Genomic DNA, 16,053 nt, shown 5'->3' on the forward strand with positions numbered 1-16,053 from the left:
CTGACGGGCTTTTCAGCCCTAAAAGGACATTGCATCCCGATGCTGTCATTTCCCGCCAGATGGTTTGCCCGCACGAAGCAGAAGGCCGAGCGTTCCGTGGCGATCGTGGAGAACCGGCGCTACCGGCGCACTTCCTTTCCCTGGCTCGAAGTGCAAATTCGCGGTTTCACGGCGACCGCCAAAGATTGGTCAGCGGGCGGTGTGGCGCTGGAAGCCGAGGGGCTCGACCTGCGGGTCGGCACTATCGTCAAAGGAGAAGCCGGCTGGGCCGCCGGATCGAAACGCACGCCCTTTTATGCCGATCTCGTGCGGCGCATGCCGGACGGGCGGCTCGCCTTCCGCTGGCTCAATCTCGATCCTGCATTCCTGCGCGAACTCGATGAGACAGCCCATGCGGGCGAGCCTGCGGAGCGGCCCTGAGTAACGAACAATGAGGCCGCCGCGGCGACGCTGCGTCAAGGCGGGGAAGCACCCGCAAAGCCTGACAGAAAGAAACGCCCCGCCTAAACTTCCCTCAACACCAACATTCAAAAAGAGGGAAACGTCATGGCGAGCTACAACACTCTGAAAATCGAAAAAGAAGGCGGCGTCGATTGGGTCACCTTCAACCGCCCGGATCAGCTGAATGCGCTCGACACGCAAATGGTCGACGATCTTCTGGATTATTTCGGCTCGCTTTACATGAACCATGAGGTGCGCGTGGTGGTGCTGAAAGGGGCGGGCCGCGCCTATTGCGCCGGGCTCGACCTCAAAGAGCGCCCGAACCGTGCCGATAGCGGGGTGGAAAGCGCCTCGGCCTCCCCCCAATCGGGCCTTGTCAGCCAGCGCCGGATTTCCGAAATCGTCATGCGCATGCGCCGCTGCCCGCAGGCCATCGTCTCGCTCATTCATGGGCCGGCCTGTGGCGGCGGCTTTGCCATGGCGCTTGCCTCCGACATCCGCATTGCAGGGGAAAGCGCGAAAATGAATGCCGCCTTCATCCGTATCGGCCTTTCGGCCTGTGATATCGGGGTGAGCTATTTCCTGCCCCGCCTCGTTGGTGTTTCCGTTGCCTCGGAACTGATGATGACGGGCCGCTTCATCCATGCCCAGCGCGCGCTGGCAACGGGCCTTGTCAGCGAGATCGTGCCCGATGACAAGCTGGTGGAAGCCGCGCGCCCTTATATCGAGGAAATGCTCACCACATCCCCGCTCGGCCTGCGCCTTACCAAGGAATGCCTCAATATGAGCGTCGATGCCGGCTCGCTCGAGGCGGCCATTGCAATGGAAGACCGCAACCAGATCCTTTGCGCCCAGACCCGCGATTTCAAGGAAGGGGTCGGCGCCTTTCTGGAAAAACGTGCGCCCGCCTATACCAATAGCTGAGCGGCGGGGGTAGAGTGGGCGCCCATTAACGCAGGGGCCGAGAGGCCTATATCCGGGAAAGTGCGCCTGGATCGGCCCGATTTGACCCGGCCCCGGCGGTTTTGGGGCTCGACTCGCGGGCCGTTTTCGGTACACTCCGCGCGTTTTACTGACAACTTTGAAAATAGAGGGTTGCCATGCCGACTTATAAGGCACCGGTTGAGGATTTCAAATTCCTGTTCCACGAATTTCTTCAGATCGACAAACGCACCGATCTGCCGGGGTTTGAAGACCTGACCCCCGATATGACGACGGCCATTCTGGAAGGCGGCGCAAAATTCTGCGAAGAAGTGCTGCAGCCGCTCAATCAGGTCGGCGACGAGGAAGGCTGCGTGCTGGAAAACGGCGTGGTCCGCACCCCGAAAGGTTTCAAGGAAGCCTTCCAGCAATATTGCGAAGCCGGTTGGAACCGCCTCGGCGCGCCGGAAGAGTTCGGCGGCGCCGCGCTTCCCTCCGTCATCACCTTTGCCTTTTCGGAAATCGGCTCCTCCGCCAACCAGGCTTTCACCATGTATCCAGGCCTGACGAACGCGGCTTATTCCGCACTTGCCGCCACGGGCGAGCCCTGGATGAAAGAGCATATCGTGCCGAAAATGGTGTCGGGCGAATGGTGCGGCACCATGTGCCTGACCGAGCCTCATTGCGGCACCGACCTGAAGCTTATGAAGACGAAAGCCGAGCTGCAGGAAGACGGCACCTATAAAATGAACGGCACGAAGATCTTCATCTCCGGCGGCGATCATGACATGACCGACAACATCATCCATATGGTCATCGCCAAGATCCCGGATGAAGACGGCAAGCTGCAGAACGACCTTTCCACCGTGAACTTCTTCATGGTGCCGAAATTCATCGTCGATCCGGAAACCGGCGAAATGACGAAGCGCAATGGCGTGACCGTCGGCTCCATCGAAAAGAAAATGGGCATCAAGGGCTCGGCCACCTGCGTAATGAATTTCGACGATGCCGTGGCCTATAAGCTGGGCGGCGCGCCGCAGAAGAAATCCGCTGACGGCGGCGAGAAGAAAAAGTCGAAATCGGCCGGTATGGCCGGCATGTTCGGGATGATGAACGGCGCGCGCATGGGCGTCGGCATTCAGGGCATCGCCGTGGGCGAGGTTGCCGTGCAGAATGGTGCAGCTTATGCACTCGAACGCACAGCGGGCCGCGCGCTTACCGGCGCCAAGAACCCGGATGCAAGCGCCGACCCGATCATCGTCTTCCCGGATGTGCGCCGCCTGCTTCTTTCCTCGCGTTCCTTCGTGGAAGGCGCCCGCGCGCTGGCCATGTGGGTCTCCATGCTCTTCACCGTGCAGCAGCACAGCCCGGATGAAAAAGAGCGCGAAGAAGCCGCCGATCTTTCCCAGCTTCTGACCCCGGTCATCAAAGCCTATTTCACCGACAAGGGCTTTGAAGCGGCGAATAACTCCATGCAGGTTTTCGGCGGGCACGGCTATGTGCGCGACCACGGCATGGAACAGTTCGTGCGCGATGCCCGCATCAACCAGGTCTATGAAGGGGCGAACGGCATTCAAGCCCTGGACCTCGTGGCCCGGAAGATGAGCATGAAGGGCGGCCGCGCGCTGATGACCTATTTCGGCAAGATCGAAGCCTTCATCAAGGAAAACGAAGGCAACGAGAAGATGAAGCCCTTCATCGAACCGCTGAAAACCGGCTATGAGCGCATGACCAAAGGCGCCACCTGGCTCATGGAAAACGCCCCGAAGAATTACGACAATGCCGGTTCTGCTTCTTATGAAATGCTGAACATTTTCGGCGTCGTGACGCTGGGCTGGATGTGGGCGCAGATGGCCAAGCTCGCGCAGGAAAAACTCGAAGCGGGCGACGGCAATGCCGATTTCTACAAGCGCAAGCTCGTGCTCGCCAAATACTGGCTGGAACGGGAAGTGCCGAACACGGCTGCTTATCTCGAACGCCTGCAGATGGGCGCCGACACGCTGATGGAACTGGACGAAGACGCTTTCGTCGCCTAAGTCCGCTTCCATTGCGAAGATCAAACCCCGGCCTTGGTGCCGGGGTTTTTTCTTGAGCATATGCCATTTGACGCGGCCGCCCGGAAGACGGATAGAATGAGGCAGATAAAAGGAAGCGGGACCTCCCGTTTCGCATAGGAGCTTTGGAATGAGCGATTACGATGCCTCGCAAGTCGGCCAGGAAAAAGGTGACGCCGCCTTCATGCGCGAGCGTCCCTATGGCGCCTCCTATGAGCCGACTTATTCAGGCGCGCTTTCCTTCCTGCGCACCCGCTATACCCGCGATCTCACGGGCGCCGACATTGCCGTGACGGGCATTCCCTTCGATCTTGCAACGACGGGCCGCTCCGGCGCGCGCTTCGGCCCGCGCGGTATCCGCGCCGCCTCCACCAATCTGGCCTGGGACTGGCCGCAAGGCTGGGACTTCAACCCGCTGGACAAGCTTGCCGTTATCGATGCGGGCGACTGCGTCTTCGATCCGGGCCGCCCGGAAAGCTGGCTGGAAAAGATGGAAGAACATGCCCGCGCCATTCTGGCCGAGGACACCGCGATGCTGACCCTGGGCGGGGACCATTTCATCACCTATCCCCTGATCCGCGCCCATGCGGCGAAATACGGGCCCCTGTCGCTCATCCATTTCGATGCCCATTCCGACACCTGGGAGGACGAGGAAGGGCGGATCGACCATGGCACCATGTTCTATCATGCCAAGGAACAAGGCCTCATCGTACCCGAACGCTCCATCCAGCTCGGCCTGCGCACCCATAATTCAAAGACCCATGGCTTCAACATGATCCGCGCGCCCGAGTTCTGCCGTATGGAGCCGGATGCCATCGCCAAGGCGGTGAAAGAAAAAGTGGGCGATCACCCCGCTTACCTCACCTTCGATATCGACTGTCTCGACCCCGTCTATGCGCCGGGCACCGGCACGCCTTGCGCGGGCGGGCCGACGACCCGGCAGGTGCTTGACGTGCTGCGCGCTCTCGAAGGCGTGAACATCATCGGCATGGACGTGGTGGAAGTTGCCCCCATTTACGATGTGAGTGAAATCACTTCGCTGGCAGCCGCCACCATCGCTTACCAGATGCTGGCGCTCTATGCAGCGAAACACAAATAACCAGCAACAGAGCCCCCCATGCCGCTGACATTCGACCCCCTCCGCCCTTCGGACCGCGCAGTTCTGGAAGAGCTGGTGCGCGCCTATTATATCGATGACGGTCATGCGTATGACGAGGCGCTGCATGGGCGGGCGCTGGACGAGCTTTGCGCGGGAAACGAGTTCGCGCTCGGCTGGATCATGCGCGAGGATGGAGAAACGGCGGGCTATGTCGTCATCACGCTCGGCTTTTCCATTCTTTATGGCGGCTTCGATGCCTTTATCGACGAGATCTATGTGACGCCGCAGCGGCGCGGCAAAGGCTTCGGCACCCAGGCGCTTCATTTCGCGGAAGAAGAGTGCCTGCGCCGGGGTCTCAGGCGCATGTATCTGGAAGTGACCCATCACAATCCCCGCGCCCGCGCGCTTTACGAGCGCCTTGGCTACGAGGATCACGAAAGCTACCTTCTCTCTAAAACGCCCGCTCCTTAAGCCGGCTCAAATCCGCAAAGGTGTGGGCCGAATTTGCGGGCGATTCCGCCCTTCCTGCCCCCTTTTCCCCATGCTAGGGTCCGCCCCATCAAAACTGAAATGACGCCTGCGGCGTCAAGGACTTAAGGGGAAGGCATGAAGAATCTCTTCGATATCAAAGGCAAGGTCGCGGTCGTTACCGGCGGCTCGCGCGGGATCGGCGAAATGATCGCCACGGGCTTCGTGGAAAACGGCGCCAAGGTCTATATCACCGCGCGCAAGGCCGAGGCTTGTAACGCCACCGCCGAGCGCCTGTCGGAAAAAGGCACCTGCATCTCGCTGCCTTATGATCTCGGCACGATGGAAGGCGTGGAAGGCTTTGCCAAGGAAATCGCCGCGCGCGAGGAAAAGCTGGACATCCTCGTCAACAATGCCGGCGCCGCCTGGGGTGAGCCGCTCGACCAGTATCCGGAAAAGGGCTGGGACAAGGTTTTCGACATCAACCTCAAAGGCCCCTTCTTCCTCATCCAGAAACTGCTGCCGCTCTTGCGCAAGGCCGCAACCTATGAAAACCCGGCCCGTGTCATCAACACCGCCTCGGTCAACGGCATTGTGCCGCCGATCTTGGAAACCTATGCCTATTCTTCTTCGAAAGCTGGCATGATCATGCTGACCCGGCACCTTGCCGGCCGGCTGGCGCGCGAAAACATTCTCGTCAATGCCATCGCGCCCGGCCCCTTCCCCTCCAACATGATGGCGGCAACACTGGCGGAGATGGGCGAGGAAATCAAAAAGTCGAACCCGCGCGGGCGCATCGGCGAGCCGGAAGATATTGCAGGTGTTGCGATCTTCCTCGCCTCGCGCGCTTCCGCCTACACAACGGGCGCCTGCATCCCTTGCGATGGCGGCTCGGCGGAAGTCTGAGTCTCAAAAGGCCTAAAAAGAAAGCCCCGGCTGCGCTGCCGGGGCTTTTTCATTTGCAGAAGGCCAGTATCTAACTCATTCCGCCGCCTTGGCGGACAGCGCCCGTTTGGCGTGACCTGCGATAAGCTCGACGAAACGCGGGCAAAGCGCCTCGGGCAGATCGTGCCCCATGCCATCGATGAGCTCCAGCGCAGCGCCTGGAATATGCTTGGCAGTATCGATGCCGCCGTCCACCCGCACGAGACTGTCGTCCCGCCCATGAATGACGAGCGCGGGCACCCGCACATTTTTCAGCCGCTCCACCCGGCTGCCATCGGCCAGAATGGCGGCATATTGGCGGGCATAGCCTTCCGGATAATACATCCGGTCATAGGCCTCGCCGATCAGCACTTCATATTCCGCATCGCTTTTACGGTAGGCCGGGCTTTCATACGCCCGCCGCCCTTTGATGGAAGTCGCGATGACATCGGCCCGCGCCGAGCTTGCCGCTTTCTCATTCAGCGCCTTTTGTGCCTCCTCCGTTGCCGGGGGCAAGGCGGGGTTGCCGGTCGAGGACATGATGGAGGTCATGGAATAAAGCCGGTCTGCATGTTCGATCGCCATGAGCTGCACGATCATACCGCCCATGGAAACACCGGCGACATGCGCCTTCTCGATACCCAACGCATCGAGAACGCCGATCCCATCCGCCGCCATGTCCGAAAGCGTGTAAGGCAGCTTCGGCATCGGCCCTTCGCTGCGCCCGGCTTTGAAAGCCTCCTTGATATCGGGCTGGCCGCCCTCCTCGAATTTCTGGGAAAGGCCCACATCGCGGTTGTCATAACGGATGACGCGGAAGCCTTCCGCCACAAGCCCATCGAGAAGCGGCCGCGGCCAATTGATAAGCTGGGACGTATACCCGTTCACAAGCAGAAGGGCGGGCCCGTCTTTCGGGCCCATCTCTTCCACCTCAATGGCAATGCCGTTGGCTTTGATCTGCATCTGCCTTACTCCGCTGCCTGCGCCTGACCTGCCCGGCGGGCGGCTTTCTCGATCGCATCGGCAAATGTGCCGACCAGCGAAAGCGGGAAATCGTGGCCCATGCCTTTGACGGTCACAAGCTCGGCGCCCTTGATGGAGGCTGCCGTGTCCTTGCCGCCTTCGAGCGGAACGAGCGGATCATCTTCCCCGTGCAGAACGACGGTCGGCGCGGTGACGCCCGCGAGCCGCGCCCGCCGGTCGCCATTTGAAAGGATCGCCGCCATCTGCCGCACCATGCCGTCCGGATGGAAGGAGCGGTGAAAGTCCCGCAGGATCCATTCGCGCAGTTGCTCATCGGAGGTCGGGAAGGCCGGGCTGCCGATCGTCTTCCAGGTATGCATGCCCCGCTGCACCACCGCTTCAAGATCGCTCGGGTCCGCGGCAGGGGCCGTGAGAGCCGCCATGGCTTCGGGTTTTGCTTGCGGCAGTTCCGGATTACCCGTCGTCGACATGATGGAGGTAAGGCTGAGCGTGCGCTCAGGATAAAGCGCGGCAACGAGCTGCGCGATCATGCCGCCCATGGAAGCGCCCACGATATGCGCCTTGTCTATGCCGAGCGCATCGAGCACGCCCACGGCATCGGCTGCCATATCATCGAGCGCATATGGGGCATCCGGCGTTGCCCCGCTCATCAGCGCGGTGATGAGCGCCGTCATATCCGGCACGCCCTTATCGTCGAATTTATGGGAAAGGCCGACATCGCGGTTGTCGAACCGCACCACGTGATAGCCGCGTGCCACGAGCTCCTCGCAAAGCTCCGCCGGCCAGAGCGTCATTTGCGCGCCGACACCCATGATCAGCAGCACGCATTCTCGCTCCTCCGGCCCGAAGCGCTCTACCTCGATATCGATCCCGTTCGCTTTGACCTGCGCCATCTCTTTCTCCCTGTTTTGCCTGCACCGCCCTTATTCCGGGCCGGCATCAATTTTTCTTATGGAAGCTTAGCAGGGCTTGTGCCCATGCGCCAAAACAGGGAATCTGAACCTCAATAAACCGCAAAAAACCGGCTGGGAGGCCCTCAAATGACGCTCGAATTCGACCTTTTCTGGTCATTCCGCTCCCCCTATTCCTATCTGGCGACCCCCCGCCTTGCCGCCCTTCAAGAAGAATACGACGTCAAAATCAATGTCCGCCCGGTCTATCCCATTGCCGTGCGCATCAAGGGCTTTTTCAAGCAGGTGAACCCGCTCTGGCCGCCCTATCTCCTGAAAGACACGGTGCGCATCGCCGAAATGGAGGGCCTGCCTTACGCCTGGCCGAGCCCGGACCCCATCGTCATGGACATCAAATCGGGCGAGGTGCCCGAGGATCAGCCCTATATCTCCCGCCTCACGCGCCTTGGCGTGGCGGCGGCGGAAAAAGGCAGGGGCATGCCTTTCCTTTATGAGGTGAGCCAGATCATTTTCGGCGGCGTCAAAGGCTGGAACGAGGGCACGCATCTCCAGGAAGCGGCCGCCCGCGCCGGGCTCGATCTTGCCGAGCTCGATGCCTTGATCGAAAAAGACCCGGATCACTACGAAAAAACCATTGCCGAGAACGAAGCCGCCCAGAAAGAGGGCGGCCATTGGGGCGTCCCGCTCATGGTGTTCGAAGGCGAGCCTTTTTTCGGCCAGGACCGCATCTCCCATCTCATCTGGCGCATGGAACAAAAAGGCCTAAAGAAGCGCAGCTAGGCGCAGCGCCCTTGAAAGCAGGCGGGGGGAGCGGCATTCTCCCGCCTTTGATACTGTCAGACAGAGGAATAGATGAAACGCGATTTGGAGGCCATGAGCAGGACCGCCTACGACCTGGTGATCGTGGGCGGGGGGATATCGGGTGCCTCCATCGCCTGGGATGCGGCGCTCCGGGGGCTGAAAGTCGCCCTCCTGGAAAAGGAAGACTTCGCCCACGGCACGACCTCCGGTTCCTCCAAGCTCATTCATGGGGGCCTGCGCTACTTGCAGAACGGCGAACTTGCGCTGGTGCGCGAGAGCCTGCGCGAGCGGCGCATCTGGGAAATGATCGCCCCGCATATGGTCTTTCCCCTGCCCTTCCTGCTTCCGACTTACGGCCAGGGCATGAGCGGCAAGCTCATCATGTCGGTGGGCCTCACCTTCTATGATCTACTTTCTTATGACCGCAACCGGCTAGAGGACCCTGACAAGAAACTGCCGGGCTATAAAACCGTCTCGCGCGAGGAAGCGCTGGAGATCATGCCGAGCCTCAAGAAAGAAGGGCTGACCGGCGGCAAGATTTACTACGACTGCCAGATGTTCGCGCCCGAGCGGCTCTGCCTCGAATTCATTCTGGGGGCAGCCGAACAGGGTGCCGATGCGGCCAACTATGCCGAGGTGACCGGCTTTCTGGAAAGCACGGGCGGCAATGGCAAGCGCATCGAGGGCGTACGCGTCAAAGACCGGGAAAGCGGCAAGGAACATGAAATCCGCGGTGCGCTCACCGTCAATGCAAGCGGGCCCTGGGCCGACAAGCTGATGGGGCTTGCGGAAGAAAACCCGCCCCGCCAGCTCATCCGCTCCAAAGGCATTCACGTCATCACGCGCCAGCTTTCCGGCGAAACGGCGCTGGCCGTCAAATCCGAAATCGGCGGGCACTTCTTCGTCATTCCCTGGCGCGGCCATACGATCATCGGCACGACGGACACGGTCTTTTCTCATGAGCCCGATGCGATGGGCGTGACGGAAGAAGACATCGAAAAGTTCCTCCTCGTCGTGAATGACGGCTTGCCGGGCCTCGGCCTGACACGCAAAGACGTGCAGCACTTTTACGTGGGCCTGCGCCCGCTCATCGACGAGACGCCGGAAGAAGGCACAAAAGATTCTTATAATGCGAGCCGCGAGGCGGAAGTCTTCGACCATGGCGAAAAGCACGGCATTGACGGGCTCCTCTCGGCGCTCGGCGGCAAGTGGACGACCTCGCGCAATCTCGCCGAAGAAGTCGTCGACAAGGCGGCGAAAAAACTCGGCCGCAAACTGAAGCCTTGCGCCACCGAAAGCACCCCCCTTTATGGCGGCGCCATCAAGCGCTTCCGCCCCTTCCTCGATGAAGCAAAGCAGCGCCATCAGCGCTATGCGCCGGATATCATCGACAATCTTGGCCATTTCCACGGCGCGCGCATGGACGACATTCTGGAGCTTGCGGGAACCGAGCCGAAGCTTGAGGAGAGGCTGGACGATCAAAGCCCGGATATCGGCGCGCAAATCATCAACGCAGTGCGCAATGAAATGGCGCTTCATCTCGATGATGCGCTGATGCGCCGCTCCGGCATCGGCACGCTGGGCCGCCCGAGCCCGCAATTGATCGGCAAGGCCGCGGATCTTATGGCCGAAGAACTTGGCTGGGACGGCGCCCGGCGCGAGGAGGAAATCGCCCGCCTTTCCCGTTATTTCAGCACGAAACCGAACGGCACCGCATGACGCGCAAGATCGCAGCTATCGTCAATCCTTATTCAGGCGGCGGCAAAACGGGCCGCGCCTGGCCGGCGATTGAAAAAAAGCTGACCCGCGCGCTCGGCCCCATCACCACGTACATGACCGAGGGCGCGGCAACACCGCATCATTTGCCCGCCGCCGGCCCCACCGCCAAAGCGCTTAAAGATGGCGCGGATCTTGTCATTGCCGTGGGCGGGGACGGCACGATCAATGAAGTGGTGAACGGGTTTTTCGAAGAAGGAAAACCGATCAACCCCGAGGCCGCCTTTACCTTTCTGAACACCGGCACAGGCGGGGATTTCCGCAAGACATTCGGCTATGACGGCACGCTGGACGAAGCCATCGAAAAACTTGGAAAAGCCGAAGCGTCTCCCATCGATATCGGCAAGCTGACCTTCATTGCCGAAGACGGGCGCGAGACGGCGCGCTATTTCGACAATATCGCAAGCTTCGGCCTTTCCGGCGCCGTCGACCGAGCGGTCAACAAAGCCGGAGTGTCGAAACTCCTCGGCGGCAAGTTCGCATTTTTCTGGGGCACACTGAAAACCGTCCTCACCTACCGTCCGCAAGCGGTGCGCGTAACGACGGATGGCGGTTTTGACGAGATACGAAACATCAGCACGCTTGCCGTTGCCAATGGCCGCTTTTTCGGCGGCGGCATGATGATGGCCCCGCACGCCGTGCCCGATGACGGGCTCTTCGACATCGTCATGATGTGCGACACGACATTCAAAGACATGTTTTCTTCTTCCGGCTCGCTTTATGAGGGCACCCACCTTGCCAATCCGAAAGTAACGAGCCTTCAGGCCAAAGTGCTCGAAGCCCGCCCGGCGGAGGAAAACGAGATCGTTCTGCTCGATATTGACGGGGAGGCGCCGGGACGCCTGCCCGCGCGTTTCGAGATATTGCCCGCTGCGCTCAACCTGTTCCGCTAGACCCGCCACCAGACCTGCCAAAGGACACGCTCATGACCATCGACCGCCAATCATTGCGCTGGAACGGCTGGGGGAAGGCCGATCAGGAAAATCCGCTGCCCGAAGGCGCGGCGCAATGGGAGTTCATCCGCGCGGCCCTCGGCATGCGCGCCCTTCCCTCCACCCCGGCCAAGCGTTTTACCGATGTGGTGCTGCCGAAAAGCCGCCTCAATGCCGATACCATTGCCCGGCTGAAGGAAATCGTCGGCAACAACCAGGTGCGCGACGATGATTATGAACGCGCCTTTCACGCGCGCGGCAAGAGCTATCACGATCTTCTTTACGTGCGCGCGGGTAAGCTGGAAGTCGCGCCCGACGCGGTTGTCTATCCCCGTTCCATCGATGAGGTGGAACTCGTTCTGAAATATTGCCTGAAGAACGACATTGCGCTTGTGCCTTACGGCGGCGGCTCGAGTGTCGTGGGCGGCGTCAATGCGCAAAGCGGGGCGCTGGACCGCGCCGTCATCACGCTCGACATGACGCTGATGAACCGGGTTTTGAAAATCGACAAGAAGTCCATGACCGCCACGTTGCAGGCCGGCATTTACGGGCCGGAGCTTGAAAAAGCGCTGAACGAACATGGTGTGACGCTGAGCCATTTCCCGCAAAGCTTCGAGTTTTCGACGCTGGGCGGCTGGATTGCCGCGCGCGGCGCGGGCCAGCAATCGAACCGCTACGGGAAAGCGGAAAAATGGCTGGTCTCGGCAGTGCTCGTCACACCGAAAGGCATCTGGAAAACCGAAAGCACGCCGGCCTCCGCCGCCGGCCCCAATCTCAACCAGCTTGTCGCAGGCTCCGAAGGCACGCTCGGCATCATTTGCGAGGCAACGGTCAAAATTCACGAAGTGCCGGAAGAAAAAGACTACCGGGGCTATCTCTTCAAGGATTTTGCCAGCGGCGTGAAAGCCGTGCGCGCCATCAATCATGCAGACATTCCCGTCGCCATGGTGCGCCTCTCGGATGCGCCGGAAACCTATTTCTTTCAGGCGGCCAGCGGCGGTTCGGGCAGCGGCCTTAAAGCCAAACTGCAATCGCTTTATCTGAAGTCCAAGGGCCTCACCGCCCCCTGCCTCATGCTGGTAGGTCTTGAGGGAGATAAGGAAAGCGTTTCATACGCGCGCACCCGCACATCCGCCATTGCCGAGCGCTATGGCGCGACGGCCATCGGCACCGGCGCAGGCAAAAAATGGTATCAGGGCCGTTTCCACTCGCCTCATATGCGCGATCCGATGATGGATCACGGGCTCGGCATCGACACGCTCGAAACCTCGACGAATTGGGCGAACATGCTTCCGCTGCATGAAAAAGTGACGAACGCCATCGAAGAAGCCATCGGCGCCAATGCGCCGGAGCCCGGCGAGCGCGGCATCGTCATGGCCCATGTCAGCCATTCCTATCCCGATGGCGCGAGCCTTTATTTCACCTTCCTCTTCCCGCGCAAACTCGATGACGAGGTCGGCCAGTGGCTGGCGATCAAGCGGGCGGCAAGCGATGCCATTCTGGCGGGCGGCGGCACCATCTCGCACCACCACGGTGTCGGCACCGACCACGCGCCCTGGCTTGCCGAGGAAAAAGGCCCGCAAGGCTACCAGCTTCTCAAAACGCTGAAAGCCGAATGCGACCCGGACGGTATTCTCAACCCCGGTAAGCTGCTCACTTAAACGGCCGCTCAGCCATCCGCATCCAGGATCTTACGTAGCTCCGCCTTGGCGATTTTTTCCAGCGTCGAGCGGGGCAGCTCATCCACAATGCGCAGCTCGCGCGGCTGCTTGAAATCGGCCAGGCCCTTCTTGCAGGCCGCCATGACATCGTCTTTGAGGGAAGCGGGCGCTGCCGCTTCGCCGCCCGGTACAAGCAGGAAGGCGACGGGCACCTCGTCCAGCATCCGGTCGGATTTCGCCACCACCGCGCATTCGGCAATGCCGGGCACGCTCATGATGACGCGTTCGATCTCGGAAGCGGCGACATTTTCCCCGCCGACTTTCAGCATGTCCTTGTCCCGGTCGGCAAAGGAAATATAGCCGTCCTCGCGCAGCGTCACGCGGTCGCCGGTGATGAAGAAGCCTTCCTCATCGAAGCTCGCCGCCGTCGCTTCCGGATTGTTGAGATATTCCAGAAAGAGCGAAACGCCTCTTATCCCGCGAATAAGAAGATGCCCCGTCTCGCCGGGCGCCACGGGCGTGCCGTCATCGCGGGTAATGGCGATTTCATAGGCGGGCGAAGGCTTGCCGATCACCATAGAGGGCGCATCGAAATGCGGGTCCGAGACGATGCCATGGGTGATCGTCTCGGTCATCCCCCACCAGCCCATGGTCTTGACGCCGAAATGATCGTCGGTGGGCGGGGCGGCAACGCCGTTCCCCCACAGCCGGTAGGAATGATTGGCAGGCACTTTTTGCTCCACCAGTGCTTTCAGGCAGAACGGCACCATGGACGTCCAGGTACAGCCATGCTTGAGCGAGACCGGCCAAAAACGGGAGGCGGAAAAGCGCGGCTGCACGACGACACTCGCCCCCACCCAGAGCGCGGCTAGCACCGAATAGGATTGCGCATTCGTATGGAAAAGCGGCAAATAGGTCAGATGCACATCTTCGGGGCGCAAATCTTCGTGCATGGCGCAGACCTTGCCGCCCCAGAGCGCATTGGCATGGGTCCAGACCACCCCTTTCGGGCGCGAGGTGGTGCCCGACGTATATTGAATGCCGACAGGGGCCATGGGATCGGGGGCGCGCAGCGGCGCCTCCGCCGCCTCGCCGTAAAGCGCCTCGAAGCTTTCTTCCCGCGCGGGCGCGGTACCGGCTTCGGGCTCCGCGCCATTGTCGCTTTCCGTCACCGCGAGCCATTTGAGATCGGGGCAGGCCTCTTTGACGAGCGCGGCAAAGCGCGGCTGCGTGATCGCGCCGACCGCTTCTGCATGGGAAGCGAAATAGGTCAGGTCATCGGCCACCGAGCGCGCATTGGTCGTCACCGCCACGGCGCCCAGATGCGCGCAGGCATACCAGGCAAGAAGGCTTTCCGGGCAATTGTCGAGATGGATGAGCACGCGCTCGCCCGCTTTCACGCCGCGCTTTTTAAGGCCTGCCGCGATCTGCCGCGCGCTATCTGCAAATTCGGCATAGGTCCATGTCCGCCCCTCCCCTTCGAAAGGTTCCCAGATCAAAAAAGGATGAGCAGCCCAATTGCGCGCATGGGTATCGAGAAGATGCGGCACATCGAAATGGGCGAAGGGATGCACGCCCGGCGTACGCAAGACACTCATGTTTTCTCCCCAGATAGTGACAGTAGTGGCAAGGCAGGACAGCGCGGGGTCAAGCCAGCGCTTTTTCCATCGCCTTTGCCGCGTCTTTGATGGCCGTTCTGGCCGTATCGAGCACGGCCTGCATATTGAAGAAGCCGTGCACCATGCCCTCATAATTGACATGGGTAACTTCGACGCCCGCCTCGCGCAGCGCATCGGCATAGGCCTTGCCTTCATCGCGCAGCACATCATATCCGGCCGTCACCACATAGGCAGGCGGCAGGTTTTTCAGCGTTTTGGCGCGCAGCGGCGAAAGGTACGGCTGCTCCCGGTCGAGACCTTCGGGCGCATATTGATCGAAGAACCAGGCCATGGTCCGCGCTTCAAGCAGATGCCCTTCCCCGAAGGCGCGGTAAGAGCCGGTATCCATGCGCGCGTCGGTGACAGGATAGATAAGGAGCTGAAAGCTGATTTCCGGACCCTTCTCATTGCGCGCTTTGAGCGCCAGAACGGCGGCGAGATTGCCGCCGGCCGAATCCCCGCCCACCGCAATCCGGTTCGCGTCCCCGCCGATCTCGCTGGCATTCTTTTCCGCCCATTCAAGCGCGGCATAACAATCATCCACCGCCGCGGGAAACGGCGCTTCGGGCGCGAGGCGATAATCGACGGAAAGAACGATGCAATGGGCTTCATTGGCCAGCGCCCGGCAAAGCTTGTCATGGGTGGCGATATTGCCGATGACCCAGCCTCCGCCATGGAAATAAACCAGAATGGGAAGCGCCCCGCCCGTGGCGATCGGCGTATAGATGCGCACGGGAATGTCGGAAGCCGGCCCTTTGATCAATTGATCGGAAGTGGAGCCGATGGGAATATCCACCGTGTCGAAGACCTGCGCCATGGCCTCATAGGTCCGGCGCGCCTCGTCCGGCGGCAAATCGTAAAGAGCCGGGCCTTCCGCCGCAGCCAATTGATCAAGAATGGCCTTCGCCTGGGGATCCAGGGTCATTGCGCCTCCCAAAGCCGGTTGTTGTTATTGCTTTCTTTTTACCGGCGGAAGGGGCCTGGAGCCAGCCCGGATTGCGGCGGCGCGTTTTCAATTCCGGCGCGCGCGCCGCTACGCATTAATGAATAGCGTGGCCGTCCCGCGTAATGCGCCCTTCGAGCATGTCCCGCACGACGATACCCACCAGCCGCCAGGCATCGGCCCGGCGCTCTTCTCCCATTAAAAGGAGCTGCGCCATGGCGCTTTCGGCATAATCGATGGCGCGGCTGCCATGCTGGTTGAGCATGAAAGCGGCGAGGCGGTTGAGATCTTCCTGATGCAGCATTTTTACCCCCATTAAGAGCATGCTTAACAGAAAGCAAAAGCGGGGCCAGCCGCACCTGAAACTCAACCCATTGAAAACAAACAAACTTTCTCCATTACCCTAAAAACCCAGCGGCAATTTCTGCCGCCGCCCGCCCGTTTTTGCCGCAATGTGAAAGAAAAACCCCCGACTTAAGT

The 16,053-nt window shown here is 60.7% G+C and carries 15 protein-coding genes; 10 read left to right on the forward strand and 5 right to left on the reverse strand.

Annotation, left to right across the window (positions count from 1 at the left end; genetic code table 11):
- Positions 1-39 precede the first annotated feature (39 nt).
- The 6 genes from ACOQOT_RS14285 to ACOQOT_RS14310 all read left to right on the forward strand — a co-directional run bounded on the left by ACOQOT_RS14285 (position 40) and on the right by ACOQOT_RS14310 (position 5,889).
- Complete coding sequence (locus ACOQOT_RS14285) at positions 40-420, forward strand: PilZ domain-containing protein (RefSeq protein WP_420559859.1); 381 nt, start codon at positions 40-42, stop codon at positions 418-420.
- 126 nt (positions 421-546) lie between these two features.
- A complete protein-coding gene (locus ACOQOT_RS14290; RefSeq protein WP_420559860.1) occupies positions 547-1,365 on the forward strand; it encodes an enoyl-CoA hydratase/isomerase family protein in 819 nt (272 codons plus the stop codon).
- Between the two features lie 176 nt (positions 1,366-1,541).
- Complete coding sequence (locus ACOQOT_RS14295; RefSeq protein WP_420559861.1) at positions 1,542-3,398, forward strand: acyl-CoA dehydrogenase C-terminal domain-containing protein; 1,857 nt, start codon at positions 1,542-1,544, stop codon at positions 3,396-3,398.
- A 148-nt stretch (positions 3,399-3,546) separates the two neighbouring features.
- Positions 3,547-4,515: an agmatinase gene (gene speB, locus ACOQOT_RS14300; protein ID WP_420559862.1), complete on the forward strand. Its 969-nt coding sequence runs from the start codon at positions 3,547-3,549 to the stop codon at positions 4,513-4,515.
- 18 nt (positions 4,516-4,533) lie between these two features.
- Positions 4,534-4,986 carry a GNAT family N-acetyltransferase gene (locus ACOQOT_RS14305; RefSeq protein WP_420559863.1) on the forward strand — a complete coding sequence of 151 codons (453 nt, stop codon included), beginning with the start codon at positions 4,534-4,536 and terminating at the stop codon, positions 4,984-4,986.
- Positions 4,987-5,121: 135 nt separating this feature from the next.
- Entirely contained in the window at positions 5,122-5,889 is a 768-nt protein-coding gene (locus ACOQOT_RS14310; RefSeq protein WP_420559864.1) for an SDR family oxidoreductase, read from the forward strand.
- Between the two features lie 75 nt (positions 5,890-5,964).
- On the opposite strand, the gene ACOQOT_RS14315 is transcribed toward ACOQOT_RS14310, so the two are convergent.
- Entirely contained in the window at positions 5,965-6,870 is a 906-nt protein-coding gene (locus ACOQOT_RS14315) for an alpha/beta hydrolase (protein ID WP_420559865.1), read from the reverse strand.
- Positions 6,871-6,875: 5 nt separating this feature from the next.
- Positions 6,876-7,784: an alpha/beta fold hydrolase gene (locus ACOQOT_RS14320; RefSeq protein ID WP_420559866.1), complete on the reverse strand. Its 909-nt coding sequence runs from the start codon at positions 7,782-7,784 to the stop codon at positions 6,876-6,878.
- 147 nt (positions 7,785-7,931) lie between these two features.
- Here ACOQOT_RS14320 and ACOQOT_RS14325 point away from each other — a divergent pair, with 147 nt between their 5' ends.
- From ACOQOT_RS14325 to ACOQOT_RS14340, 4 genes are all read left to right on the forward strand, one after another.
- Positions 7,932-8,582 (forward strand): 2-hydroxychromene-2-carboxylate isomerase, encoded by a 651-nt coding sequence (locus ACOQOT_RS14325; RefSeq protein ID WP_420559867.1) that lies wholly within the window; start codon positions 7,932-7,934, stop codon positions 8,580-8,582.
- 93 nt (positions 8,583-8,675) lie between these two features.
- Entirely contained in the window at positions 8,676-10,322 is a 1,647-nt protein-coding gene (locus tag ACOQOT_RS14330) for an FAD-dependent oxidoreductase (RefSeq protein WP_420559868.1), read from the forward strand.
- Positions 10,319-11,272 carry a diacylglycerol/lipid kinase family protein gene (locus ACOQOT_RS14335; RefSeq protein ID WP_420559869.1) on the forward strand — a complete coding sequence of 318 codons (954 nt, stop codon included), beginning with the start codon at positions 10,319-10,321 and terminating at the stop codon, positions 11,270-11,272. The genes ACOQOT_RS14330 and ACOQOT_RS14335 overlap by 4 nt, the downstream gene beginning before the upstream one ends.
- Positions 11,273-11,304: 32 nt before the next feature.
- The gene (locus ACOQOT_RS14340; RefSeq protein ID WP_420559870.1) at positions 11,305-12,972 is read left to right on the forward strand and encodes an FAD-binding oxidoreductase; all 1,668 of its coding nucleotides are present in this window, start codon (positions 11,305-11,307) and stop codon (positions 12,970-12,972) included.
- Positions 12,973-12,980: 8 nt separating this feature from the next.
- On the opposite strand, the gene ACOQOT_RS14345 is transcribed toward ACOQOT_RS14340, so the two are convergent.
- From ACOQOT_RS14345 to ACOQOT_RS14355, 3 genes are all read right to left on the reverse strand, one after another.
- Positions 12,981-14,570, reverse strand: coding sequence for an AMP-binding protein (locus ACOQOT_RS14345; RefSeq protein ID WP_420559871.1), 1,590 nt, complete (start codon positions 14,568-14,570; stop codon positions 12,981-12,983).
- A 49-nt stretch (positions 14,571-14,619) separates the two neighbouring features.
- A complete protein-coding gene (locus ACOQOT_RS14350; RefSeq protein ID WP_420559872.1) occupies positions 14,620-15,555 on the reverse strand; it encodes an alpha/beta hydrolase in 936 nt (311 codons plus the stop codon).
- A gap of 115 nt (positions 15,556-15,670) precedes the next feature.
- Positions 15,671-15,877 carry a hypothetical protein gene (locus ACOQOT_RS14355; protein WP_420559873.1) on the reverse strand — a complete coding sequence of 69 codons (207 nt, stop codon included), beginning with the start codon at positions 15,875-15,877 and terminating at the stop codon, positions 15,671-15,673.
- Between the last annotated feature and the right edge of the window lie 176 nt (positions 15,878-16,053).

This window comes from Tepidicaulis sp., from assembly GCF_965222285.1.
Lineage (GTDB): Bacteria > Pseudomonadota > Alphaproteobacteria > Parvibaculales > Parvibaculaceae > Tepidicaulis.

Bases quoted from the DNA above. Each gene is read 5' to 3' on its own strand.
- ACOQOT_RS14285 (WP_420559859.1), top strand. From the start codon at position 40: ATGCTGTCATTTCCCGCCAGATGGTTTGCCCGCACGAAGCAGAAGGCC.
- ACOQOT_RS14290 (WP_420559860.1), top strand. From the start codon at position 547: ATGGCGAGCTACAACACTCTGAAAATCGAAAAAGAAGGCGGCGTCGAT.
- ACOQOT_RS14295 (WP_420559861.1), top strand. From the start codon at position 1,542: ATGCCGACTTATAAGGCACCGGTTGAGGATTTCAAATTCCTGTTCCAC.
- speB (WP_420559862.1), top strand. From the start codon at position 3,547: ATGAGCGATTACGATGCCTCGCAAGTCGGCCAGGAAAAAGGTGACGCC.
- ACOQOT_RS14305 (WP_420559863.1), top strand. From the start codon at position 4,534: ATGCCGCTGACATTCGACCCCCTCCGCCCTTCGGACCGCGCAGTTCTG.
- ACOQOT_RS14310 (WP_420559864.1), top strand. From the start codon at position 5,122: ATGAAGAATCTCTTCGATATCAAAGGCAAGGTCGCGGTCGTTACCGGC.
- ACOQOT_RS14315 (WP_420559865.1), bottom strand. From the start codon at position 6,870: ATGCAGATCAAAGCCAACGGCATTGCCATTGAGGTGGAAGAGATGGGC.
- ACOQOT_RS14320 (WP_420559866.1), bottom strand. From the start codon at position 7,784: ATGGCGCAGGTCAAAGCGAACGGGATCGATATCGAGGTAGAGCGCTTC.
- ACOQOT_RS14325 (WP_420559867.1), top strand. From the start codon at position 7,932: ATGACGCTCGAATTCGACCTTTTCTGGTCATTCCGCTCCCCCTATTCC.
- ACOQOT_RS14330 (WP_420559868.1), top strand. From the start codon at position 8,676: ATGAGCAGGACCGCCTACGACCTGGTGATCGTGGGCGGGGGGATATCG.
- ACOQOT_RS14335 (WP_420559869.1), top strand. From the start codon at position 10,319: ATGACGCGCAAGATCGCAGCTATCGTCAATCCTTATTCAGGCGGCGGC.
- ACOQOT_RS14340 (WP_420559870.1), top strand. From the start codon at position 11,305: ATGACCATCGACCGCCAATCATTGCGCTGGAACGGCTGGGGGAAGGCC.
- ACOQOT_RS14345 (WP_420559871.1), bottom strand. From the start codon at position 14,570: ATGAGTGTCTTGCGTACGCCGGGCGTGCATCCCTTCGCCCATTTCGAT.
- ACOQOT_RS14350 (WP_420559872.1), bottom strand. From the start codon at position 15,555: ATGACCCTGGATCCCCAGGCGAAGGCCATTCTTGATCAATTGGCTGCG.
- ACOQOT_RS14355 (WP_420559873.1), bottom strand. From the start codon at position 15,877: ATGCTGCATCAGGAAGATCTCAACCGCCTCGCCGCTTTCATGCTCAAC.